At 70.2% G+C, this 22990-nt stretch carries 20 protein-coding genes; 13 read left to right on the top strand and 7 right to left on the bottom strand.

What is annotated here, in order from left to right; genetic code table 11:
- Positions 1–14: 14 nt before the first annotated feature.
- On the bottom strand, positions 15–983 hold the full coding sequence (locus BLT28_RS36700) for a GlxA family transcriptional regulator (RefSeq protein ID WP_030428584.1): 969 nt from the start codon (positions 981–983) through the stop codon (positions 15–17).
- A gap of 70 nt (positions 984–1053) precedes the next feature.
- Between BLT28_RS36700 and BLT28_RS36705 the strand changes: the two genes are divergently transcribed.
- From BLT28_RS36705 to BLT28_RS36715, 3 genes are read left to right on the top strand one after another with little or no spacing between them, the layout of a single operon-like run.
- Positions 1054–2388: an MFS transporter gene (locus BLT28_RS36705; RefSeq protein ID WP_231950541.1), complete on the top strand. Its 1335-nt coding sequence runs from the start codon at positions 1054–1056 to the stop codon at positions 2386–2388.
- Positions 2327–3004, top strand: coding sequence for a methyltransferase domain-containing protein (locus BLT28_RS36710; RefSeq protein WP_043810865.1), 678 nt, complete (start codon positions 2327–2329; stop codon positions 3002–3004). The genes BLT28_RS36705 and BLT28_RS36710 overlap by 62 nt, the downstream gene beginning before the upstream one ends.
- A 4-nt stretch (positions 3005–3008) precedes the next feature.
- Complete coding sequence (locus tag BLT28_RS36715; RefSeq protein WP_052407103.1) at positions 3009–4199, top strand: GNAT family N-acetyltransferase; 1191 nt, start codon at positions 3009–3011, stop codon at positions 4197–4199.
- Here BLT28_RS36715 and BLT28_RS36720 read toward each other — a convergent pair.
- Entirely contained in the window at positions 4196–4639 is a 444-nt protein-coding gene (locus BLT28_RS36720) for an SRPBCC family protein (protein WP_030428580.1), read from the bottom strand. The two genes, BLT28_RS36715 and BLT28_RS36720, sit on opposite strands and share 4 nt — an antisense overlap.
- Before the next feature lie 20 nt (positions 4640–4659).
- A complete protein-coding gene (locus BLT28_RS36725) occupies positions 4660–5619 on the bottom strand; it encodes a helix-turn-helix transcriptional regulator (protein ID WP_030428579.1) in 960 nt (319 codons plus the stop codon).
- 82 nt (positions 5620–5701) lie between these two features.
- On the opposite strand from BLT28_RS36725, the gene BLT28_RS36730 reads away from it, so the two are divergent.
- Genes BLT28_RS36730 through BLT28_RS36740 form a run of 3 tightly spaced genes read left to right on the top strand, consistent with a single transcriptional unit; the run spans position 5702 to position 7987 of the window.
- A complete protein-coding gene (locus BLT28_RS36730) occupies positions 5702–6373 on the top strand; it encodes an alpha/beta fold hydrolase (protein ID WP_030428578.1) in 672 nt (223 codons plus the stop codon).
- Positions 6374–6412: 39 nt separating this feature from the next.
- Positions 6413–7342, top strand: a complete 930-nt coding sequence (locus tag BLT28_RS36735) for a nucleoside hydrolase (protein WP_030428577.1) — start codon at positions 6413–6415, stop codon at positions 7340–7342.
- 48 nt (positions 7343–7390) lie between these two features.
- Positions 7391–7987 (top strand): class I SAM-dependent methyltransferase, encoded by a 597-nt coding sequence (locus tag BLT28_RS36740; protein ID WP_030428576.1) that lies wholly within the window; start codon positions 7391–7393, stop codon positions 7985–7987.
- Between the two features lie 43 nt (positions 7988–8030).
- On the opposite strand, the gene add is transcribed toward BLT28_RS36740, so the two are convergent.
- Positions 8031–9041: an adenosine deaminase gene (gene add, locus BLT28_RS36745; protein ID WP_030428575.1), complete on the bottom strand. Its 1011-nt coding sequence runs from the start codon at positions 9039–9041 to the stop codon at positions 8031–8033.
- A 243-nt stretch (positions 9042–9284) separates the two neighbouring features.
- Between add and BLT28_RS36750 the strand changes: the two genes are divergently transcribed.
- The 3 genes from BLT28_RS36750 (at position 9285) to BLT28_RS36760 (ending at position 15900) form a co-directional block, all read left to right on the top strand.
- Entirely contained in the window at positions 9285–11141 is a 1857-nt protein-coding gene (locus tag BLT28_RS36750; protein ID WP_030428574.1) for a Xaa-Pro dipeptidyl-peptidase, read from the top strand.
- 147 nt (positions 11142–11288) lie between these two features.
- A complete protein-coding gene (locus BLT28_RS36755; RefSeq protein ID WP_156050718.1) occupies positions 11289–14675 on the top strand; it encodes a phosphodiester glycosidase family protein in 3387 nt (1128 codons plus the stop codon).
- 172 nt (positions 14676–14847) lie between these two features.
- Positions 14848–15900 carry a DUF4192 domain-containing protein gene (locus tag BLT28_RS36760; protein WP_030428572.1) on the top strand — a complete coding sequence of 351 codons (1053 nt, stop codon included), beginning with the start codon at positions 14848–14850 and terminating at the stop codon, positions 15898–15900.
- 44 nt (positions 15901–15944) lie between these two features.
- On the opposite strand, the gene galE is transcribed toward BLT28_RS36760, so the two are convergent.
- From galE to BLT28_RS36775, 3 genes are read right to left on the bottom strand one after another with little or no spacing between them, the layout of a single operon-like run.
- A complete protein-coding gene (gene galE / locus BLT28_RS36765; RefSeq protein ID WP_030428571.1) occupies positions 15945–16898 on the bottom strand; it encodes a UDP-glucose 4-epimerase GalE in 954 nt (317 codons plus the stop codon).
- Between the two features lie 24 nt (positions 16899–16922).
- On the bottom strand, positions 16923–18152 hold the full coding sequence (galK, locus tag BLT28_RS36770) for a galactokinase (protein WP_052407102.1): 1230 nt from the start codon (positions 18150–18152) through the stop codon (positions 16923–16925).
- A complete protein-coding gene (locus tag BLT28_RS36775) occupies positions 18149–18841 on the bottom strand; it encodes a metal-dependent transcriptional regulator (RefSeq protein WP_030428569.1) in 693 nt (230 codons plus the stop codon). Before BLT28_RS36775 ends, galK begins: the two co-directional genes overlap by 4 nt.
- Positions 18842–18939: 98 nt before the next feature.
- Between BLT28_RS36775 and BLT28_RS36780 the strand changes: the two genes are divergently transcribed.
- Genes BLT28_RS36780 through BLT28_RS36795 form a run of 4 tightly spaced genes read left to right on the top strand, consistent with a single transcriptional unit; the run spans position 18940 to position 22913 of the window.
- Complete coding sequence (locus tag BLT28_RS36780; protein ID WP_030428568.1) at positions 18940–19788, top strand: sulfurtransferase; 849 nt, start codon at positions 18940–18942, stop codon at positions 19786–19788.
- Positions 19785–21083, top strand: coding sequence for an APC family permease (locus BLT28_RS36785; protein WP_162184818.1), 1299 nt, complete (start codon positions 19785–19787; stop codon positions 21081–21083). Before BLT28_RS36780 ends, BLT28_RS36785 begins: the two co-directional genes overlap by 4 nt.
- A 22-nt stretch (positions 21084–21105) precedes the next feature.
- The gene (locus BLT28_RS36790) at positions 21106–22257 is read left to right on the top strand and encodes a sensor histidine kinase (protein ID WP_156050716.1); all 1152 of its coding nucleotides are present in this window, start codon (positions 21106–21108) and stop codon (positions 22255–22257) included.
- Positions 22254–22913 (top strand): response regulator, encoded by a 660-nt coding sequence (locus BLT28_RS36795; protein WP_030428565.1) that lies wholly within the window; start codon positions 22254–22256, stop codon positions 22911–22913. The genes BLT28_RS36790 and BLT28_RS36795 overlap by 4 nt, the downstream gene beginning before the upstream one ends.
- The last annotated feature ends 77 nt before the right edge of the window (positions 22914–22990 follow it).

A 22990-nucleotide genomic window follows, 5' to 3' on the forward strand; every position in this document is an offset into this window, starting at 1 on the left:
CCGGGTTCCTGCACTCAGCCCGCCGACCGGAAGGTCCTGCGGTACGCGCTCGGCGCGACCCCGAGCCTGGCACGAAGGTGTTGCCGCAGCGAAGCCGCCGTGCCGAAGCCCGCCCGAGTCGCGATCTGGTCCACCGGCAGATCGGTGTCCTCCAGCAGCCTGCGGACGTGCTCGACGCGCTGGTGCACCAGCCACTGGCCGGGGCTCATCCCGGTCTCCTCGCGGAAGCGCCTGGTGAAGGTGCGCACGCTCATCCGGGCGTGTTCGGCCAGCTCGCGCAGGGTCAGCGGCTCGCCGAGGCGGTGCAGCGCCCACTCCCGGGTGGCCGTCGTGCTGGCCTCGGTGGGCGCGGGCAGCGGGCGCTCGATGAACTGCGACTGCCCGCCGTCCCGCCAGGGCGCGATCACGCAGCGGCGGGCGGCCCGGTTCGCCACCCCGCTGCCGTGGTCGCGGCGGATGACGTGCAGGCACAGGTCGGGGCCCGCGCCGACGCCCGCCGAGGTCAGCACGTCGCCGTCGTCGACGAACAGCACGTCCGGATCGAGCAGGACCCTCGGAAACAGCCGCCGGAACCGGCGCGCGTAGCTCCAGTGCGTCGTCGCGGGCCTGCCGTCGAGCAGGCCCGCCGCGGCGAGCACGAAGGCGCCGGTGCAGATCGACATCATCCGCGCGTGCCGCGCCGCCTTCCGCAGGGCGTCGATCACGTGCTGGTCGAGCACGCCGTCCTTGACCGGGCTGCCCTGCTGCATCCCGATGGTGATCACGGTCTGCGCCCAGTCCAGCGCCTCCGGGCCGTGCTCGGGGTGGACCCGATAGCCGGCGGCACAGCGGATCGGGCCACCGTCCGGGGTGCAGACGCGCACCTCGTACAGCGGCTCGCCGTCCTCGTCCCGCGCGGCGCCGAAGACCTGTGCGGGCACCCCGAGGTCGAAGCCGACCGAGCCCTCCAGCGCGAGCACGGCGATGCGGTGCGGTCCGGTCATGGCCCGATCCTGACACAGGTTGGCCGTCAGGCCACTCGTCCGGGTGAAACCGCTGGTCGAGGCTGATCCTGTGACGCACAGACCGCACCGGGCCTGGCTGGTGGCCGCCGTCACCTTCATCGCGCTCGTCGGCGCGGCCGGATTCCGGGCCACCCCCGGCGTGATGATCAACCCGCTGCACGAGGAGTTCGGCTGGCCGCTGAGCACCATCTCGCTCGCGGTCTCGATCAACCTGCTGCTCTACGGCCTGACCTCGCCGTTCGCCGCCGCCCTGATGGACCGCTTCGGCATCCGGCAGGTAGTCGCCTGGGCGTTGCTGCTCGTCGCGGCGGGCAGTGGGCTGACGGTCTTCATGGCGCAGTCCTGGCAGCTCATCCTGTTTTGGGGTGTCTTCGTCGGCCTTGGCACGGGATCGATGGCGTTGGCCTTCGTGGCGACGGTGACCAATCGGTGGTTCGTCAAGCACCGTGGCGTCGTGACCGGCGTGCTCACCGCGGGCGGTGCTGCTGGCCAGTTGGTGTTCCTTCCTCTGCTCGCGCTGATCGTCGAACAAGGCACCTGGCGGTTCGCGTCGCTCACGGTGGCCCTTGCGGCGCTAGCGGTGGTTCCGCTCGTGTTGTGGCTGTTGCGCGATCACCCCGGCGAGGTCGGTTTGACCGCCTACGGTGCTTCGGGTCCTGTGGAGGCTCCGCCCGCGCCTGTCGGAGGAGCGGCGCGACGAGCCGTCAAGGCGTTGTTCTCCGCCGCGCGCACGAAGACGTTCTGGTACCTCGCGGGTGGCTTCGCGATCTGTGGCATGACGACGAACGGCTTGGTGGGGACGCACTTCATTCCTGCTGCGCACGACCACGGCATGCCCACCACGGCCGCCGCGGGCCTGCTCGCGCTCGTTGGCATCTTCGACATCGCGGGCACTGTGTTCTCCGGTTGGCTGACGGACCGGATCGACTCGCGTGTGCTGCTGGGGATCTACTACGGACTGCGTGGTGTGTCATTGGCGATCCTGCCCAGTTTGTTCGACGCCACCGCGCACCCGAGCATGTTGGTGTTCATCATCTTCTACGGCTTGGACTGGGTGGCCACGGTGCCGCCGACCGTTGCGCTGTGCCGGGAGCACTTCGGCGCAGACGGCGCTGTGGTCTTCGGTTGGGTCTTCGCCTCGCACCAGGTCGGTGCGGCGATCGCGGCGACCGCGGCCGGACTTGTCCGCGACTCGCTGGGTGAGTACACCGTGGCTTGGTATGTCGCCGCGGGTTTGAGCATGGTCGCCGCCGCGCTGTCGATGCTGATCGCGCATAGTGGGCGCCGTGACGCAGCCGCCGTTTTGGGACCAGACCGAGCGCATGCCGCAGGGGAGGGCGCTGAGGGAGCGCTCACACGAACTCCTGGAGGTCAAGCCGGGTGAGGTCGTGCTCGACGTCGGGTGCGGAACGGGCCACGCGGTCGCCGAGTTGACCTCACTGGGCGCGCGGGCCATCGGGGTCGACGCCGGGGATGCGCTGTCCTTCGCGAAGGAGTGGTTCCCCTCGTGCGACTTCCGCAACGGGAGCGCGGAGAACCTGCCGGTCGAGTCGTCCTCTGTGGACTGTTATCGTGCCCAGCGGCTGTACCACCTGCTCGCCGAGCCGTCGCGGGCGCTGGCGGAGGCTCGCCGGGTGCTCGTGCCGTGGGGCAGGATCGCGCTGATCGGCCAGGACTACGACATGTGGGCCGTGGCCTCTGACGCCCCCGAGCGGACCCGCGCGCTGCTGCACACCTACGCCCAGCGGATGTCCACGCCGAACGGTGGCCTCAAGTATCGGGAGTTGTTGCTGGACAACGGCTTCACCGATGTGCGCGTGGAGGTTCATACGGCGGTGCACAGCGACCACGCCGCGCTCGCGCCGCTGTTGAAGCAGATCGCCGCGTCGGACGCGGACGACTGGCTCGACGAGCAGGCCGACCGGGGAGCGCGTGGCCGGTTCCTCGCGGTGCTGCCGTCTTTTCTAGTGGTCGGAGTGCGGGCCGCTGCACAAGAATGAGCGCGTGGAGCTGACGATCCGGCCGCTTGCCGACGAAGACGTGTCCGCGCGCTACGAGCTCAACCGGGTCGCGTTCGGTCGAACCCAGCCGTTGTCGCAGGTCGAGGCTACCTTGTCGCGGATCGCCGACCATGCGGGCATGAACTGGTGGGGCGTGTTCGACGAACGCGGCACGCTCGTCGCGGATGCCGCGGACCGCGAACAGGGCCAGTGGTTCGGCGGGCGGCTCGTACCCACCAGCGGCATCGCGGGTGTCGCGGTCGCGCCCGAGTTCCGTGGAACCGGGGTCGCACAGAAGCTGCTCAAGCACATGCTCGGCGCCGCGCGGGACCGAGGCGCGGTGATCAGCACCTTGATGCCGAGCGTCCCTGGTCTCTACCGCAAGCTCGGTTGGGAGCAGGTCGGCGCGATCGTGGACGAACGCGTCGTCACGACGGCCTTGCAGTCGGTACGCGCCGTACCCGGTGTGACCGTGCGCCCTGTGACCGTCGAGGACTTCCCGGTGGTGGAGGAGGTCTACCGTGCGTACGCGCGCGCCGGGAACGGCCTCATGGAGCGCAGTGGCCCGCTCTTCAAGGCGACTCTCGCCGAAGTGCTCGACGAGTACCGCATGACGTTGGTGGAGGGCCCTGACGGCGCGGAGGGCTACGCGAGTTGGAAGCGCACGGACGGCTACGGCCTCGGTGCGAAGCTCATCGTCAAGGACCTGATCACGCTGACCGAGCGCGCCCTGACGACCCTGCTGGCGCAGTTCGGCAGTTGGGGGACTGTGGCGCCCACGACGGAGATACGCCTGGCGCTACCTGACGAACTCGTGTGGGGACTGCCCGTGCACTTGGAGCGCGCATCGACGGATGCGTGGATGCTGCGCCTCGTGGACGCGCCAGCGGCGATCTCGGCTCGTGGGTGGCCAGAGCTGCGTGCGACCGTCGACCTGGAGATCGTGGATGAGGTGTGCCCGTGGAACGCGGGACCGCACCGTTTGATGGTTGCGGGAGGCTCAGCGACGTTGGAGCCCGGCGGTAGCGGCGAGGTGGTCATCGGCAGTCGCGGGCTCGCGGTGCTCTACGGCGGTGGAGCGAGCACGGCGGCACTGCGTCGGTACGACTTGCTCTACGGCGGCGACGGCCGCACGGATGCCTTGCTGGACGCAGCGTTCGCTGGGCCGCGACCGGGGTTGCTGGACGCCTTCTAAGCAGGGTGGTGGTCGGGGACCGCGTTGAGTTCGATGCCGTGCTCAAGCAGGGCCTTCATCGCGCACAGCGCCGTGGTGAAGCCGCCGACGGTGTCGTTGACCCAGCGGAGGCGATCTTCGTCGGAACCGGAGAAGCCGGTTTCCGTGACTTCGACGAAGGTGGCGTTCTCCCCGTGCGGAGTGAACCGCAGCTCCACCGTTGTCGGCTGTTCGTAGTTGCCCCATTCGAACCGGATCAGTCGTCCTTCCTCGACCTCCTTGACGTGGACGTCGACGGACGCGCCGTACGTTTCCCACTCCCAGCGCAGCTCTGCCCCCGGGACCATCGCCCCGCTGCTCTTGCTGTACCAGAACCGCGTGGTCACGGCCGGGTCGGCGAAGGCACGGAACGCCTCCTCCGCGGAAGCACGGACGATCATGCAAGCGGATGCGTTCTGCATGGCCTCATCGTGCACCCGTATTAAGGCGTCCGCTCTGCGAGCTTGGCCAGGTGGCGGGAGAAGCCGAGCAACGCGGCACGAAGCTCGACGGGCTTGCGGATGACGAACGGCCACTCCAGGCCCGCGAGCATTCGCGCCATGCCGTCCAGCTTCTCCGCGCGTGTGCGCAGAATGACCACGCCCTGCTCTTCGGCCACGGTTCCTGTCGTAGGGGGGATGCGTCTGCGCACCGCGTCGACTGGGCCCTCTACGACGACTTCGACCTCCCACATGTACAGCACGCCTGCTAGTGACCGCGTGACGTGCTCGACCGCATTGAAGTCCGCAGGCATCTCGAACGTCTTGTCCTGCAACGAAACCGACTGCACGCGGTCGAGCCTGAACGTGCGTAGTTCGCTGCGGCGGTGGTCGTGACCCGTGACGTACCAACGCCCTGAGTGGAAGACCACGCCGTAAGGATCCAGTTCGCGGTCGGACTCCTCGTCATGCCACGACCGGTATCGGAGGTGCACGCGCGTCCTACGGCGCACAGCCTCGCCCATGACCAACAACGTGTCCGTGTCCGGAGCTTTGCCCTCACGGGGAAGCAGTGTGAAGCCCAGTGCTTCTTGGACTGCCTGCGTGCGTTCGCGCAGCGCGGGCGGAAGCACACGTTGGATCTTCGCGAGAGCACTGTCGACCGCGGGCTCCGTTGTCGCCAAACCGATCCGTTTGCTGGCGGTGAGCCCTAGCGTCACCGCGACAGCTTCGTCGTTGCTCAGCATCAGCGGCGGCAGCTTGTAACCGGGACGCAGCCGGTAGCCCCCGTAGCGGCCGCGGTCGGCCTCCACCGGAACGCCGAACTCGGCCAGTCTGGTGGCATAGCGGCGCACGGTGCGCTCGTCCACGCCAAGCCGCTGGGCCAGCTCCCGGCCGAGCAGGTGGTGGTGCGCCTGGAGCAGCTCCAGCATGGCCAGGAGCCGGGTGGTGGGATGTGGCACGGGTCACAACCTTAATCCGGACGTGTTCTGTCCGGTTTTGATTCTACGGTTCTCCCGACGACATCGAGCGAGGAGAAACGACATGACCACTTACGTTCTGGTTCCCGGTGCGTGGATCGGCGGCTGGGCCTACGCGGAGGTCGCTGACCTGCTGCGGGCCGAGGGTCACGAGGTGCACGCGGTCACGCTCAGCGGCCTGGATGGCGGCGGTGACGCGGCGTCGATCGACCTGGAGACGCACATTGCGGACGTGGTCGGCGTGATCGGCGACCGCGAGGACGTGGTCCTGGTGGGGCACAGCTACGCGGGCATGGTGATCACGGGCGTGGCCGACCGGGTGGGTGAGCGGCTGGCGAAGCTGGTCTACCTCGACTCGGCGCCGTTCGAGAACGGTGAGTCCATGCTGGACTTCAGCGGGCCGATCCCGAACGTCGACGGTCGCTTCCCGTTCCCGTCCTTCGAGGCGCTGAGCCAGGACGCGGGCATCGACAAGGACACCTACGACGTCCTGAGCACCAAGGCGGTCGGTCACCCCTACGGCTCGTACGCGCAGCCGTTGCGGATCAGCGACAAGGAACCGACCTACGAGCGCGTCGTGATCGCGTGCGACGACTTCCGCGGACTCGTCGCGACGGGCATGCCTCGCTTCCAGCAGTTCGTGGCGCCCGTGTGGAAGCGCGTGGACATCGACACAGGTCACTGGCCCATGATCACGACGCCCAAGGAGCTCGCGGCGGTCCTGAACGCCCTCTGAACCCGGCGCCCGCCGTGGTCGCCGCATTAGTCTCGGCGCGTGCTCACGATCCTCAGCGCGGTGGCGGTGGCCGCGACGCTCGTCGTCCCGGCCACCCACCCCGCCCCGGTGCCCCTGATCATCGACACGGACATCTGTGCCGCGGTGGACGACGTGTCCGCGCTCGCGATGGCCAACCTCATGCACAGCAGGGGCGAGGCGAAGCTGCTCGGTGTCATGGTCGACACGCGGGGCGACGCGGGCGCAGCTGCGGTGGATGTGGTCAACACGCACTACAAGCACCCGAACATCCCGATCGGCGCCCTCAAGCCGACGGACAACTCCACTTGTGAGCAGTTCGCGCACAACTACGCGCCACAGCTCGCGAAGAAGTTCCCGCATGACTTACAAGGCGGCAATGCAGCTCTCGAAGCGACTGCGCTCTACCGCAAACTGCTTGCCACACAAAGGGACCGCAGTGTCGTAGTGGTCTCCTTGGGAGCCACGACGAACCTGCGCACCCTGTTGGACGCTGATGCGGATCTGGTGCGCAGAAAGGTCTCCCGGCTGATCGTGATGGGCGGCCAGTACCCGCGTAGCGCCTCTGAACCCGAGTTCAACTTCGCCCTCGACCCGGCGGCGACCGCGCGCGTAGTGCACGACTGGCCGACGCCCGTCGTGTTCAGCGGTGGAGAGCTCTCGGTGTCCTTCGGCAAACGGATCACCGGAACGAGCCCGCTGGCGGAGACCTTCCGCATCGGTTTCGGTGCCGGCGCCGACGGTGAGCTGTGGGACGTGCTGCCGATGTACTACGCGGTGCGCGGCGCGAAGCACTTCACCGAGGTGCGCGGCGGCTCGAACCGCGTCGGCGCGGGCGGGGCGAACGAGTGGGTCAGCCCGCCGACCCGCGACCACGCGTACCTGAAGCTCGCGAGCGAGAAGCCGGTCATCGCGAAGATCATCGAAGACATGCTGGTCAGCGCTCCTTAACGGAGGGTGGTTGGCACGTCCCGGGGGCGACAGGGCAGGCTAGGAAGGGTGTCGAGCTCCCGCAACGCTTCACGCGTGTTCTTCCAGGCCGTCCTGCGCCGTCCCAGCCTGATCGGTGGCGTGTGGCCCAGTTCCCCCGCGCTGGCCGCCCGGCTGGCCTCGGTCATCCCCGGTTCCGGCGACCCGGTCGTCGTCGAGCTGGGCGCGGGCAGCGGCGCGGTCAGCGACGGCATCACCGCCCGCCTCGGCTCGCGCGGCCGCTACCTCGCGGTCGAGCTGGACGAGGAGCTGGCCGGCCACCTGCGGGAGAACTACCCGCGCATGGAGGTCCTCAACGCCAACGCCACCGAGCTGGGCAAACTGCTGGCCGACCGGGGCGTCGACGCGGTCGACGCGGTGGTCAGCGGCCTGCCGTGGGCGCTGATCGGCGAGCAGGGCCAGCGCGAGATCCTCGGCCACGTCGCTGAGGTGTTGCACCCGCACGGCGTCTTCACCACCTTCGCGTACGTGCACGCCCTCGGCATGGACAACGCCCGCCGGTTCCGCCGCCTCCTCGAAGCCACCTTCGACGAGGTCCTGCTGACCCGCGTCGTCTGGGCGAACCTCCCGCCCGCCATCACCTACGTCTGCCGCCGCCCCCGGTAACCGCCGGAGCCCGGTTGCCGCTCTGGCAACCGGGCCCCGTCCGTCACACCACCGCGTCGATCTCCGCGAGGAGCCGCTTCCGCACGTCCTCACCGCAGAACGACGCGCGCACGCCGTTGCGGGCCAGCTCGGCGAGATCGTTCCTGTCGAAGCCGAACTCCTTGTGGCACAACAGGTATTCGCGGTTGAGATCGGTGTCGAACATGCCGGGGTCGTCGGTGTTCAGGGTGACGAGCACCCCGGACTGCACCAGGCGGGGCAGCGGGTGCTCACCGATCGATCGCACCGCGCGCGTGCGCAGGTTCGACGTAGGGCAGATCTCCAGCGCGATCCGCCGTTCGGCCAGGTGCTCCACCAGGCGCGGGTCGTGGATCGCCGAGACACCGTGGCCGATCCGCTCCGCGCCCAGGTCGTGCACGGCGGACCAGATCGTGGCCGGCCCCGTCGTCTCCCCGGCGTGCGGCACGCTGTGCAACCCCGCTTCCCGGGCCAGGGTGAACATCGAGGCGAACTGCGCCCGACCCACTCCGATCTCCGGGCCGCCCAGCCCGAACGCGACGGTCCCCTGTGGACGGTGCCGCAGCGCCCACCGCACGGTGGTGGTCCCGGCGGCGCGGCCCTTCTCGCCGGGGATGTCGAAGATCCACGCCAGCAGCACGCCGTGCTCGTCGAAGGCCCGCTTGCGGCCGGTCTCCAACGCCTCGGCCAGCTCGTCGGGCTCGATCCCGGCCAGCAGGTGCAGATGCGGTGTCACGGTGACCTCGGCGTAGCGGACGGTGCACCGCGCGAGGTCGCGTGCGAGACCGGTCACCAGGGTCACGATGTCCTCGCCGGTGCGCACGAGGGCGCTCACCGCGAGGATCACGTCCAGGAAGTGCGCGAAGTCCGTGAAGACGTAGAAGTCCTTCAACAACGCTTCATCGGTCGGCACACCGCCGTCGGGGTGGCGGCGCGCGAGTTCGAGCACGGTCGGCACGGAGGCGGCGCCGACGAGATGGACGTGCAGTTCGGTCTTGGGGAGCGCGGCGACGAACGCCGCGATGTCGTCGGACATGCGGAAACAGACCTTCCAAGAAAGGGATGAGTGGGCTCGGGCGATCAGGCCCGGGTCACCACGCGAGGTCAGTCCGCGCGTGATCGGCTCCGTACAGGGGATGGGCGACCAAGCCCGCCAGGAACACGTTCACGTCATCAGTGTTTCACGGTCCGCTGTGGATTCAGAAGGACATTTGGAGTATTGACCTCGTGGTCTCCCGAGGCGAAGGTGCGCAGGTACCCAATCGCTAGGGGGAAGTCGATGAGGCGTGCACGAACAGTCCTGCTGGCCGCGGTGGTGCTGCTGCCGCTGACCGGTGCGCACGCGCTGGCCACCGCGCCGCCGCAGCAGCCGGTGTTCGTCGACGGTGAGGCGCAGCCGGTCTACGACCCCACGGATGTCGTGCGGGAGAAGGTGTTCATCCGAGTCCCGATCGACAGCGACCTGGACGGCAAGGATGACGAGGTGCGCGCCGACGTGGTGCGCCAGCGCGCGACCACTCAGGGCCTCAAGGTGCCTGTGGTCTACCTCCCCAGCCCGTACTACGCGGGCGGGAACAACGTGCCGAACCACAACGTGGACGTCGAGCTGTACGTGCCGGACACGCCGCGCAAGAAAGATCGGCGCGACAGGCCGGGTACCGACCCCGACCGAGACCCACGCATCGCGGCGGCACTCGGTGTCTCCGGCCCGAACCCCGGCGTGATTCGTCCGTCCAGCTACGAGAAGTACCTCTTGGAGCGCGGCTACGCCGTTGTCTACGCTGAGTCGGTCGGCACTGGCGAGTCCACGGGCTGCCCCACGACCGGTGGGCGCAACGAGACCATCGGCGCGCGTTCCGTGGTGGATTGGCTCAACGGCCGCACTACGGCGCGAGACACCGCGAACAAGCCTTCTGACGCTTCGTGGACTACCGGCAAGACAGCGATGATGGGCGTGTCTTACAACGGCACGCTGCCGAACGCTGTGGCTTCCACCGGGGTGAAGGGCCTTGAGGCGATCGTGCCCATCGCGGCGATCTCCAGTTGGTACGACTATTACCGCGCCGACGGTGCGGTCGTCGCGCCCGGTGGGTACCAGGGCGAGGACGCGGACGTGCTTGCCGAGTACGTCTACAGCCGTTCCGATCGCGAGATCTGCAGGGCGATCATCGACGAGATCGCGCGTCAGCAGGACCGCGTCACAGGCGACTACAGCCCGTTCTGGGATGAGCGCAACTACCTCAACGACGCCAACAAGGTTCGTGCGGCGACGCTGGTCGTGCACGGGCTGAAGGACTGGAACGTCAAGACCAAGCACGCTGCGCAGTGGTACGACACGTTGAAGGCCAACAAGGTGCCCCACAAGATCTGGTGGCACCAGTCCGGTCACGCGGACCCGTTGGGGCTGCGCCGTGACGAGTGGCTGAAGACGCTCAACCGTTGGTACACCCGCTACCTGTTTGGTCAGCAGAACGCCGTCGAGACGGAGCCGCGCGCGACCATTCAGCGCGAGGACGGCAGTTGGGTCGACGAAGCCGAATGGCCCGTTCCCGGCAGCAGTGACGTCTCGGTGTACCCGTGGCCCGGAGGCGCGTCCACCGGCCGCCTAGAAGCCACCGCGTCGGTTCCCGGCAGCGCCGTGGTGGAGAAGCTGGCCGACGACGCCAGCAAGAAGGTCGAGCAGCTGATCTCACTGCCCAGCTCCGGCAACCGGCTGTCCTACGCGACGCCCGCCGCGAAGCAGGCGCTGCGCATCAGTGGCACCGTGAAGGCGGAACTGAAGATCGCCTTCGACCGCCCTGCGGCGAACGTGACCGCGGTCCTGGTCGACCGCGCCCCCGACGGCACCACGAAGGTGATCACGCGCGGCTGGACCGATCCGCAGAACCGGTCCCGGCCGGACCGCACGGAGCCGGTGAAGCCGGGGGAGCAGTACTCGCTCAGCGTCGAGATGCAGCCGATGGACTACGTCCTGCCGGCGGGCAACAAGCTCGGGCTGGTCCTGCTCTCCAGCGACTACGACTACACGCTGCGGCCCAAGCCCGGCACGGGCCTCGCCGTGACGCTGAACCAGACCCGGCTCGTCCTGCCCGCCCTCGGCGGCAAGCAGGCGTTCGTGGCGGCGTTCGGCCGCTGAACCCGCTCGCGAAAGGCCTCCTCCCAGCGCGGGAGGGGGCCTTTCGGCCGTCCAGCGGCAAGCCGTCCTTCCTCTGGTGGATAGTCAAGGTTCACCCGCATGCAGTGTGCTTCCGGTGGGTTATTCACCTAGACGCTGGAGGACGTTGTGCGCACCCGCGGCACCGCCGTCGTCACCGCGGTCCTCGCCGTGCTCGGCCTGACACTGGGCGGTACCGGGGTCGGCGTCGCCGCCCCGCCCGCTGCGCTCGGGCCGGAGCCGATCGAGGGCCGTCCCGGTTCGTCCTCGGTGGACGGACCGGTCCAACTGCTCCCGCAGAGCCCCGCCGCGCGCACCGTGGCCGCCGAGCAGGACCTCGTGGTCAGCAGGGCTGACCGGCCGATCGCGCCCGGCCTGGCGTTGAGCGAGTTCCGCAGCCTCCGCCCCACCGGCTGGATCCAGGGCGACGTGCTCACCGCCGACCTGTCGCAGCCGAGCCTCAAGACCCAGTACCTCAGCCCCGGCCCGGTGGCGGCGCGCACGGTCCTCACGGACCAGGCAGCGCGCTCGGGCGCCATCGCGGGTGTCAACGGCGACTTCTTCGACATCAACGAGACCGGTGCTCCGCGGGGTGCCGGCATCGACGACGGCGCGCTGCGGCACGCGCCCGCGAGCGGCTGGAACCACGCTGTCGGCATCAACGGCAACGGCGTCGGCCGCATGCTCGAGGTCTTCCTCCAAGCCAGCGTGACCCTGCCGAACGGGTCCTCGATCACCGCCACGAACTTCAATTCCCCGGACGTGGCCGACAACGGCGTCGGCATCTACACGTCGCTGTGGGGCACTCAGCCGCGCTCCTGGTCCGCTGTGGGAGCGAACCAGATCCGTGAGGTGGAGATCCGCGACGGCGTCGTGAGTGCGCTTCGCCCCACGACCGGCTCGGGCCCGATCGCCGGGAACACGGTGGTGTTGCTGGGGATCGATGCGGGTGCTCAGGCACTTGAAGCACTGCGCGTCGGCGACAAGGTCGATGTGCGCTACCGACCGCGCCACCAGGGCGACCCGCTGAAGGTGGCCATCAGTGGCAATCTGCCCCTGCTGCGCGACGGTGTGGTGCTGCCGCAGACCGACAACGCCATCCACCCCCGCACTGCGGTCGGGTTCTCCGCTGATGGTCGCAAGATGTGGCTTGTCACCATCGACGGCAGGCAGACCGCCAGTCGCGGTATGACGTACCGAGAGCTCGGCGAGTACATGAAGTCCCTGGGCGCCGATGACGCGCTCAACCTCGATGGTGGGGGCTCATCGACTCTTGTTGCGCGTTTGCCCGGCCAGAGCGCGGTTTCAGTGCACAATTCGCCCTCCGACGGTGGTCAGCGCATCGTCCCCAACGGACTCGGTTTGACCAGTTCCAGCGGCAGTGGCCGTCTCACCGGTTTCCGCGTTGAGCCGGGAACGGTGGGCGACCAGTCGAACCGCGTGCTCGCCGGGCTCAGCCGCACTGTGGGCGCGTGGGGGCACGACGAGACCGGTGCGCCGGTGAACGCCTCGCCACGGTGGAAGGTCAGCCCCTCCAGCGCAGGGAAGCTGGAGGCGGCCTCAGGGCTGAGCGTGTTCCGCGCGGGCAAGGCAGGCACCGCGAAACTGACTGCGTCGTCGATCCGCGCCAGCGGTGAGCTTGGCATGACCGTGCTCGGTGAGCCCGTGCGAGTGGACACCGACACCGAACGCGTGGCGCTGTCCGGCCTCGGCGCGAACGGGCGCTTCCGCGTGCTGGGTCAGGACTCGGAGGGTTTCACGACGTGGGTGGAACCGCGCGACGTGCAGCTCAACTATGACCAGCGGGTCGTGCACGTCACGCCGGACGGCGACGGGTTCGCGGTGTCGGCTGTTGCGCCAACCGGTGGGACTGTGATCACCGTGAAGGTCGGTGGGCTTGTCACGCACTTCGGCGTCACGATTGGCACCAAGGCCGCCAATGTGTCCACTATGGACTCTGTTGATCCGTGGAACGCCTCGGTGTTCCCCGCAGTCGTGGGCGCTTCACTGTCGACTGTGGAGGGTAGGACCGGCAACGCGCTCGCGTTGGACTACCGGCTCACGGGCGCCACGGTGACCAGGGCCGCCTACGTCAACGCGCGCACGCCGATCGCTTTACCAGCCGGCACCCAGCGCGTGGGCGCGTGGGTCAACGGCGACGGCCAGGGAACCTGGCTGCGGTTGAGCCTGCTTGACAGCACGGGCACCGCGACCGTGCTGGACCTCTCCAAGAAGATTGACTGGACTGGTTGGCGTTACCTCGACACCGAGGTGCCCGCCGCGCTTACGGGCGAACTGCGCGTCCAGCGGCTCTACGTGGTGGAGACCGATGGCAGTAGGCAGTACGAAGGCCGACTCCTGTTGGACGACCTGACCGCGTCCGTGGCGCCGCAGATCTCCGTGCCCGCCGACGCAACACGCAAAGACCGTGTCGTGGTGACCGACGGGGACCTCCCGGGCAAGCCGGGCGCGCTGCGGGTCGCTGTGGTGAGCGATGCGCAGTTCACCGCGGACAACCCCGAAGGCCCTCTGGTCGCACAGGCGCGGCGGACGTTCCGCGAGGCGTTGGCGGTCAAACCCGACGTCGTGCTCATCAACGGGGACCTGGTCGACAGGGGAACTGCGGCCGACTTCGTGTTGGCGCGCAAGGTGATCGACGAAGAGCTGGTCGGCAAGGGAGTGCCCTGGTACTACCTGCCCGGCAACCACGAGACCTACGGCCCCGGCACCACCGAGGAGTTCCGCAAGGCATTCGGTGACACGTTCCGCGTCGTCGACCAGGGCGGGGTGCGGATGGTGCTGCTCGACTCCTCGCTCGGCACCTTGCGCGCGGGAGGCTTCGACCAGATCAAGCTGCTGCGTCAGGCGTTGGACTCCGCCGCGACCGACCCGTCCGTGCGCGGCGTGCTCGTGTCCATGCACCACCCCGTCGACGATCCGCTGCCCGGCGGCTCGTCGGAGCTGACCGACCCGCTGGAGGGGCCGCTGCTGTCGAAGTGGCTGGCCGACTTCCGTGCGCGGAGCGGGAAGGCCGCGGTGTCGATCGCGGCGCACGCAGGCCTGTTCCACGCGGGGCGCACGGACGGCATCCCGTTCCTGATCAACGGCAACTCCGGCAAGGCGCCCGCGGCGGCCCCCGGCGACGGCGGCTTCACGGGCTGGACACTGGTTCGCATCGATCCTGCGGACCAGCGGGACCCGGTGCGGTCGGAGATCAGGGCCCACGTGGACCGGCTGGAGCTGACCGCCCCCGCGCGGCTCACGGCCGGAGCCACGGCGCCGGCGAGCGCGACCGTCCTGCAAGGCCAGCGCAGGATCGCCGTGGGCTACCCGGTGAGCGCGGACTGGTTCGGGTCGGCCAACCTGCACATCGGCCCGGCCCACGGCGCCACAAGCGCGCACAGCGCCGCGTTCGACCCGGCAACCGGCACGCTCACGGCACTCCGGCCCGGCAAGGTCGACCTCGGCGTCGCGGTCAACGGCGCCAGGACCACCGCGCAGATCGAGATCTCCTAGCTCCACCCGTTCGTGTCCTTGCGTTCCCGTTTCGTCCTCATTTCCCCGGCGATGAGGACGAAACGGAACGGCGGAGCGACCACGTGCGCGGAGTTGTCCACATCGGTAGTCGTTGTCCACAGATCTTCCCGGCGCGGACCCGGGCGGTAGGGACGGCGGCGACAGTGGAGCCATGCCTTCCACGACGACCCCGGACGGGGTGACCCGGCTCCGCGACATCGCCGACCTGGTCGCGGGTGTCCCGCACCTCCTCGGCTTCCACCCCACCGACTCCCTGGTCCTGATCTGCTTCGCCGAGAAGGACGACAGCGTTCGCGTCGGCCTGGCGCTGCGGGTCGACCTGCCCGCGGACCAGGACCGGCAAGCCGTTGCGGCACAACTGCTCGCACCCGTGCTCGGCCACCGCACCGCGGAGATGGTCGCGGTGGTGCTCTGCCCGGCGCAACCGGATCCGTGGCCGGCGGAGCTGCCCCACTCCGGCCTGATCGCCGAACTGGACAGGGTGTTCGGGAGCGTGGACGTGCCGATCCGCCACGCGGTCTGGGCTGAGTCCATTGTGGACGGAGCTGCCTGGCGGTGCTACGACGAGCCGGACTGCGGCGGCCTCCTGCCCGACCCGGCGGCCAACCCGATCGCCACCGCGAGTGCCCTCGCGGGCAACGTCACCTTCGCCAGCCGGGAGGAGATGCGCGCGGTGCTCGACCCCGATCCGCCGGACGCGCTCGCGCGGCGCACCGCGATCATCGACGCGCTGCTGGACAGCTTCGGGGGCGTCACACCCCCGGGTTTCGACGGCCCGGAGGCGGCGCTGCGGATGGTGCACGCGACCATCACCGCGGCCACGGAGCACCCGCTCCGGCTCTCCGACGAGGACGTGGCGCGCCTGGCGATGGCCCTCGCCAACCCGACGGTCCGGGACGCGTGCCTGGCGACGGTGCTCGGCGACCACGCCGGGGCCGCCGAGAGCGTCTGGCTGGCGCTGACCAGGGCGGTGCCCGGCCCGGAACGGGCGGAACCGGCCACGCTGCTGGCCTACGCCAGCTACCTCCGGGGCGACGGAGCGCTGGCCGGGATGGCCTTGGACTTGGCGGAGCAGGCCGACGCGTCGCATCGCCTCGGGCGGTTGCTGCGCACGGCGCTGGACCACGGACTGCCGCCCGCCGAACTGGCCGTGCTCGCGCTGGACGGTGCCGAGGAGCACCGCAGGCTGATGGGACCGGCATGACCGCCGGCCGCGGGCGACTGCCGCGACCGGCGGACCAGCGGGGCTCAGCCGTTCTTGCGGGCGAACTCCCACGCGTCGCCGACGATGCTGGCGAGGTCGGTGCGCTGCGGCTTCCAGCCCAGCGCCTCCTGAGCCCGCTCGCTGGAGGCGACCAGCACGGCGGGGTCACCGGCGCGGCGCGGGGCCACGGCGGCGGGGATCGGGTGCCCGGTGACCTGGCGGCAGGTGTCGATGACCTGCTTGACCGAGAACCCGGTGCCGCTGCCCAGGTTGTAGATCCGGTGCTGGCCCGGCTCGGCGTGCTGGAGCGCCAGCAGGTGGGCGTCGGCCAGGTCGACGACGTGGATGTAGTCCCGGACGCAGGTGCCGTCCTCGGTGGGCCAGTCCTCGCCGTACATCTGGACCCGCTCCCGCTGGCCGAGCGCGACCTGGAGCACGATCGGGATCAGGTGGGTCTCGACGGTGTGCCGCTCGCCGTAGTTCAGGTAGGCGCCCGCGACGTTGAAGTAGCGCAGGCTCACCGCGGCGAGGCCGTGCGCGGCCGCGTAGGAGGTGATCGCGAAGTCGATCGCCAGCTTCGAGGCGCCGTAGGTGTTGGTGGGCCGGGTCGGCGCGGTCTCCTTGATCGGCACCTCCTCCGGCTCGCCGTAGGTGGCGGCGGTGGAGGAGAACACCAGGCGCGGGGTTCCGTTGTCCCGCATGGCGTCCAGCAGGTTCAGCGCGGTCATCACGTTGCCGTGCCAGTACTTGGACGGGTTCTCCATGGACTCCCCGACCAGGGACTTGGCCGCGAAGTGCAGCACCCCGTCGAAGCCCTCGGCCAGCAGCGAGCCCGCGTCACCCGCGTCGCCCTCGACGAAGCGGGCGCCGTGCGGGACGGCGTCCGCGTGCCCCGTCGACAGGTCGTCCAGCACGACCACCTCGTGCCCGGCCTCCAGCAGCCGGGCCGCGTTCACGCTGCCGACGTATCCAGCCCCGCCCGTGACGAGCAGCTTCACCTGGTTCCTACCTTCCTCGCTGGGTCATGCGTCGTGTTCGTTCTGGTCTGTCTCGCGATCCTCGGCGGCCTCGTCCCGGCCGGCGCCGGCGGCGGGCACCGCGACGAACAGCCGGGGTGGGGTGAACGCGTGCTCGGCGTAGGCCGCGGTCACGACCCGCCGCACGTCGTCGAGGAGCGCCGTGGAGGTCAGCGCGATGGCCGAACCACCGAAACCGCCGCCCACCATCCGCGCGCCGAGGGCCCCGGCGGCCAGCGCCGCGTCGACCGCGACGTCCAGCTCCGCACAGGAGATCCGGTAGTCATCCCGCAGGCTCTCGTGCGAAGCGGTGAGCAGCGGGCCGATCTGCGCCATCTTGCCCGCCCGCAGCAGGGACACGGTTTCCAGCACCCTGGCGTTCTCCGTGACCACGTGCCGCGCCAGCGGGCCGAGGTCCGCGGGCAGCCGTTCCAGCGCCGAGGGCAGGTCGTCGACCGCCACGTCGCGCAGCGCGGGCACGCCCAGCAGCTCGGCGGCGCGTTCGCACCCGCGGCGGCGCTCGCCGTAGGCGGAGTCGGCCAGCGAGTGGTTCGCCCTGGTGTCGATCACCAGCACGGCCAGGTCCTCGGCCGCGGCGTCGAAGGGCACCTGCTCCGCCGCGCCGGAGCGCACGTCGAGGAACAGCACGTTGCCCCGGGTACAGCACAGCGACGCCGTCTGGTCCAGCAGTCCGGTGGGCGCGCCGACGAAGTCGTTCTCCGAGTGCTGCACCCACCGCGCGATCTCCTGACGCGAGGGCGCGCCCCCGGCGTCCAGCTCGTGCCCGAGCAGGCCGAGCAGGGCCAGCGCGACCGCGCACTCCAACGCGTGCGAGGAGGACAGGCCGGCGCCCGCGGGCACGTCGCCCGCGATGACCAGATCGGCACCGCCGGCGGCACCGATGTCGAAGCCCTGGCGGCGCAGCGCCCACGCCACCCCACTGGGGTAGGCGGGCCAGCCGGTCACCGTCCCGGGCTCCAGTTCCGCCACCGCAACGGGCTCGGCGCGCTGCGCCCGGCCGTTGTCGGAGATCGTGGAGACGGCGAGCAGGCCGTCCTCGCGGGGTGCCGCGGCGACCGCGATCCGGTGCGGCAGGGCGAACGGCAGCACGAAACCGTCGTTGTAGTCGGTGTGCTCGCCGATCAAGTTGACCCGGCCGGGAGCCGACCACACGCCCAGCGGCGCGCGGCCGTGCTGGGTCAGGAAGGCCTTCGCCGCACGGTGCGCCTGACTCACCGGACGCGGACCAGCACCGCGTGGGCGATGTCCATGGTCAGCTCCGCCGTGCCGTGCTCGCCGCGCACCGTGAGCGCCTTGTTCGCACCCGCGGCGATCACCTCGACGTCCTTGCCGGGCACCACGCCCGCGCTCTTCAGCTCGGCCATCAGGTCCGGGTCCGGCTGCACGTGCTCGGCGATCCGGCAGATCTCCACCCGGCCGCCGCCCTGCTTGGCCACGTCGTTGAGCCTGCGCAGGTCGCGCTCGACCGGTGGTGCGGGCTCGCCGACCCCGAGCTTGTCCAGGCCGGGGATCGGGTTGCCGTACGGGGACGTGGTGGGGTTGCCGAGCAGCTTGACCAGCTTGCGCTCGACCGCCTCGCTCATCACGTGCTCCCAGCGGCACGCCTCGGCGTGCACGTGCTCCCACTCCAGGCCGATGACGTCGACCAGCAGCCGCTCGGCGAGCCGGTGCTTGCGCATCACCGAGATGGCGCGGGCCCTGCCGGACTCGGTCAGCTCGAGGTGCCGGTCCCCGGCCACCACGAGCAGGCCGTCGCGCTCCATCCTGGCGACCGTCTGGCTCACCGTGGGGCCGCTCTGCTCCAGCCGTTCGGCGATTCGGGCGCGCAGTGGGACCACGCCCTCCTCTTCGAGTTCGTAGATGGTGCGGAGGTACATCTCCGTCGTGTCGATGAGGTCGTTCACACCGCTCCCCTTCGTCACCGCCGATGTTAGTCCTAGTGGCCGACATCGAACGTGGGCGGCTGCTGCGCCCACCCGAGGCGAGCGTGCAGTATGGGCGCGTGTCGCCCTTGATCACACCTGCCCAGCTCGCCGAGGCGTACGCCACTGAGCCCGGCCCCGTCGTCCTGGATGTCCGCTGGCGCCTCGTCGGCCCACCGGGACGCGAAGACTACGACCGGGGCCACCTGCCCGGTGCGGTCTTCGTCGACGTCGACCGCGAACTGGCCGCGGAGCCCGGAGCGGGAGGACGTCATCCGCTGCCGGAGCCGGACGCGCTCCAGTCCGTGCTGCGGGCAGCGGGCGTCACCGCCGACCGCGACGTCGTGGCCTACGACGCCGGTGACGGTTCGGTCGCCGCGCGTGCGTGGTGGCTACTGCGGTGGGCGGGACACCGGCGTGCCGCGGTGCTCGATGGAGGGTTCGCCGCCTGGACGGCGGAGGAGCGGCCGGTCACCACCGAGGTGCCCGTGCCCGTTCCGGGTGAATTCGTGGTCAAGCCCGGCGCGATGCCGGTGCTCGACGCGGAGCAGGCAGCCGAGCTGGCCGTGACCGGGACGCTGCTCGACGCCCGTGCGCCGGAGCGGTACCGGGGCGATGTCGAGCCGATCGACCCCGCGGCCGGGCACGTGCCGGGCGCTCGCAACGCGCCGTTCTCCCGGCACTTGGGCGAGGACGGTCGGTGGCTGTCGACCAGCGAGCTGGCGCAGCGGTTCTCCGAGCTGGGCGTGCGGCCGGGTGAGCCGGTCGGCGCGTACTGCGGCTCGGGCGTGACCGCCTCCTCGGTGGTGCTCGCGCTGGAGGTCGCGCGGCTGACGAGCCCGGAGCGTCCGGCGGCGTTGTACGCGGGGTCATGGTCGCACTGGTGCACGGATCCGGAGCGGCCCGTGGCCACCGGACCGAACCCGTGAGTGCCCCGGTTCCCTTAGCCGGCAAGGAGAAGCGGCGCCCGCTCGGCGTCGCGGACCTGGTGTTCTTCGTGGTGGCCGCGTCCGCCCCGCTCACCGTGGCGGCGGGTGGCGTCCCGCAGGTGTACGCGGCCACCGCCGTGCTCGGCCTGCCCGTGCTCTACCTGGTGCTGGCAGCGGTGCTCGCGGTGTTCTCAGCCGGGTACGCGGCGATGAGCAGGCACATCGTCGACGCGGGTGCGTTCTCCGCCTACGTCGCCGAAGGGCTCGGTGCCCGGGTGGGTACGGGCGCGGCGACGGTGGCTCTGATCGCCTACAACTCCATGCAGGTCAGCCTCTACGGCCTGTTCGGGGTGGCGGCGTCCGGGCTGCTCGCCACGCAGCTCGGCTGGACGGTGCCATGGTGGGGCTGCGCGCTCACGGCGATGGCGCTCGTCGCGGTGCTCGGCTACCTGCGGGTGGACCTCAACGCCCGGGTGCTCGCGGTGCTGCTGGTCGTGGAGACGGTGGCGGTGATCGTCTTCGACGTGGCCGAGCTCGGCGGAGGCGGGATCGAGTCGGCTCAGGTGCTGAGCCCGGCCGCGGTGGCCACCGGCGCGGCGGGGGCGGCGCTGTGCTTCATGATGGGCAGCTTCGTCGGCTTCGAGTCGGCGGCGATCTACGGAGAGGAGTGCCGCGACCCGAGGCGCACCGTCGCCAGGGCCACCTACGTCTCCGTCGCCTTCATCGGCGTCGGCTACGCCGTCACCGCGTGGGCGTTCGCGGCGGGGACCGGGGTGGACGGCCTGGTCGGTGCCGCGACCGCGCACGGACCGGAGCTGTTCTTCGTTCTGGCCGACCTCAGCGTCGGAACGTGGTTCGTCGACCTCACCCGGATCTTCTACGTGACGAGCCTGTTCGCCGCACTGCTGTCCTTCCACAACGTGGTGGCGCGGTACTTCCTCGCGATGGGCCGCAAGGGCACGCTGCCCCGGGCGCTGGGCAGGACGCATCCGCGGCACGGTTCGCCGCACATCGGCTCGCTGACCCAGAGCGGGCTGGCGCTGCTCGTCGTCGGCGGGTTCGCGCTCACCGGGATGGACCCGATCACCACGTTGTTCACCTGGTTGACCAACGTGGGCTCGCTCGGCGTCATCCTGCTGCTGACGCTGACCTCGCTGGCGATCACCGCCTTCTTCACGCGGCGTCCGCGTGAGCACTGGTGGTCGCAGCGGGTGGCGCCCGCGCTCGGCACGCTGCTGCTCGGCCTGATCCTGGTGCTGTCGATCAGCCAGTTCGACGTGCTGCTCGGGATGTAGCAGCCGCCCTATGCTGCGCCCCATGGCCCAATCACGTTCCGTCTGGCCGCTCCGTGGCCGGGCCGCCGACATCGCCGTCACCGGTGGTGTCGCGCTGATCGTGGTCGGCGGCACGGTGGGCGCGAGGCTCGTCTTCGGTGATCGGCCCGATCCCGGTCCGCTCGGCTGGGCGCTGATCGCGATCGGGTGCGCGGCGATGTGGTTCCGCAGGCGACAGCCGGTGGTGGTCGTGCTGCTGACGCTGGTGGTGTCGGGCCTGTTCTACGTGTCCACCACCGCGAGCAGTCCACTGCTGGTGACCTTCGTGATCGCGTTGTACGCGGCGGCGGCCGAGGGATACGTGACGGTGTCGGTGATCGTCGCCGTCATGACGCTGATCGCGGTGAGCTACGGAGAGCTGCGCTCACCCAGGCGGCACGTCGACAACATCGCGTTGTTCATGCTGGTCGGCTGGCTGATCGCGGTGATCGCGGTCGGCGCGGTGAAGCGCAACCGGCAGGCGTACCTGGTGGCCACGGAACAGCGCGCGGCCGAGGCGGAGCGGACGCGGGAGGAGGAGGCGCGCCGACGGGCGACCGAGGAGCGCCTGCGCATCGCCAGGGAGCTGCACGACGCGCTCGGCCACAACCTGTCGATGATCCACGTGCAGGCCAGCGCGGCGCTGCACGGCGGAGAGCCCGCGCAGTCCACCCAGGCGCTCGAAGCGATCAAGCAGGCCAGCAAGGAAGGGCTCCGCGAACTGCGCACCACGCTCGGCGTCCTGCGCCAGGTCGACGAGGAGGCGCCGACCACGCCCGCGCCCGGACTGGTCCGGCTCGGCGAACTGGTCGAGCACGCCAAGGGAAGCGGCCTCCGGGTGAACGTGGAGATCGACGGAGCGCGACGATCGCTTCCGCCGCAGGTCGACCTGGCGGTGTATCGGATCGTGCAGGAGTCGCTGACCAACGTCGCGCGGCACGCGAACGCGAGCGAGGCGACGGTGCGCGTGCGCTACGGCGATGACGTTGTGCACGTGGAAATCGAGGACGACGGCACAGGGGGACCGGTGACACCGGGCAACGGAATCCACGGCATGGACGAGCGCGCCCGACTGCTCGGCGGCGAGTTCAGCGCACGGCCGATCGCGGGCGGATTCCTCATCACCGCAACACTTCCGGCGGGGGAGAACGCATGATCCGGGTGCTGCTGGCCGACGACCAGACCTTGGTGCGCGCGGGGTTCCGCTCGATCCTGGACGGCGAACCCGACATCACCGTGGTCGGTGAGGCGGCGGACGGGGCCGCGGCGGTTCGGATGACCCGTGAGCTGGCGCCGGACGTGGTGCTGATGGACATCCGGATGCCGGAGCTGGACGGCCTCGAAGCCACGCGCCGCATCGTGGCCGCCGCCGAGCCCGCCAAGGTGATCATCCTGACCACCTTCGACCTGGACGACTACGTCTACGGCGCGCTGCGGTCCGGGGCGAGCGGGTTTCTGGTCAAGGACACCGAACCGACCGAGCTGATCCACGGTGTGCGCGTGGTGGCCCGCGGGGACGCGCTGCTGGCGCCCGCGGTGACGCGCAGACTGATCGCCGAGTTCGCCGCGCGGGTCGCCAAGCCCGCGCCGAGCTCCCGCCTGGAGGCGCTGACCGACCGCGAGCGCGAGGTGATGACCCTGGTGGCGGCGGGCCTGTCCAACGACGAGATCGCCGCGCGCCTGGTGCTGAGCCCGGCCACGGCCAAGACCCACGTCAGCCGGATCATGACGAAGCTGGCCGTCCGGGACCGCGCGCAGCTGGTGGTGCTGGCCTACGAGTCGGGCATGGTCACTCCGGGTTGGCTGGGCTGACGCAACTCCGGTAGTACGGGGAGCCCCCTAGGGGACAACCGCCGTGGTAGCGCGGGTGTCCGCCGTGGCCGGACGAC

It is taken from the genome of Allokutzneria albata (assembly GCF_900103775.1).
Taxonomy (GTDB): domain Bacteria; phylum Actinomycetota; class Actinomycetes; order Mycobacteriales; family Pseudonocardiaceae; genus Allokutzneria; species Allokutzneria albata.

Bases quoted from the DNA above. Each gene is read 5' to 3' on its own strand.
- add (WP_030428575.1), bottom strand. From the start codon at position 9,041: ATGTCCGACGACATCGCGGCGTTCGTCGCCGCGCTCCCCAAGACCGAA.
- BLT28_RS36720 (WP_030428580.1), bottom strand. From the start codon at position 4,639: ATGCAGAACGCATCCGCTTGCATGATCGTCCGTGCTTCCGCGGAGGAG.
- BLT28_RS36750 (WP_030428574.1), top strand. From the start codon at position 9,285: ATGAGGCGTGCACGAACAGTCCTGCTGGCCGCGGTGGTGCTGCTGCCG.
- BLT28_RS36710 (WP_043810865.1), top strand. From the start codon at position 2,327: ATGCCGCAGGGGAGGGCGCTGAGGGAGCGCTCACACGAACTCCTGGAG.
- BLT28_RS36760 (WP_030428572.1), top strand. From the start codon at position 14,848: ATGCCTTCCACGACGACCCCGGACGGGGTGACCCGGCTCCGCGACATC.
- BLT28_RS36795 (WP_030428565.1), top strand. From the start codon at position 22,254: ATGATCCGGGTGCTGCTGGCCGACGACCAGACCTTGGTGCGCGCGGGG.
- BLT28_RS36730 (WP_030428578.1), top strand. From the start codon at position 5,702: ATGACCACTTACGTTCTGGTTCCCGGTGCGTGGATCGGCGGCTGGGCC.
- BLT28_RS36700 (WP_030428584.1), bottom strand. From the start codon at position 983: ATGACCGGACCGCACCGCATCGCCGTGCTCGCGCTGGAGGGCTCGGTC.
- BLT28_RS36790 (WP_156050716.1), top strand. From the start codon at position 21,106: ATGGCCCAATCACGTTCCGTCTGGCCGCTCCGTGGCCGGGCCGCCGAC.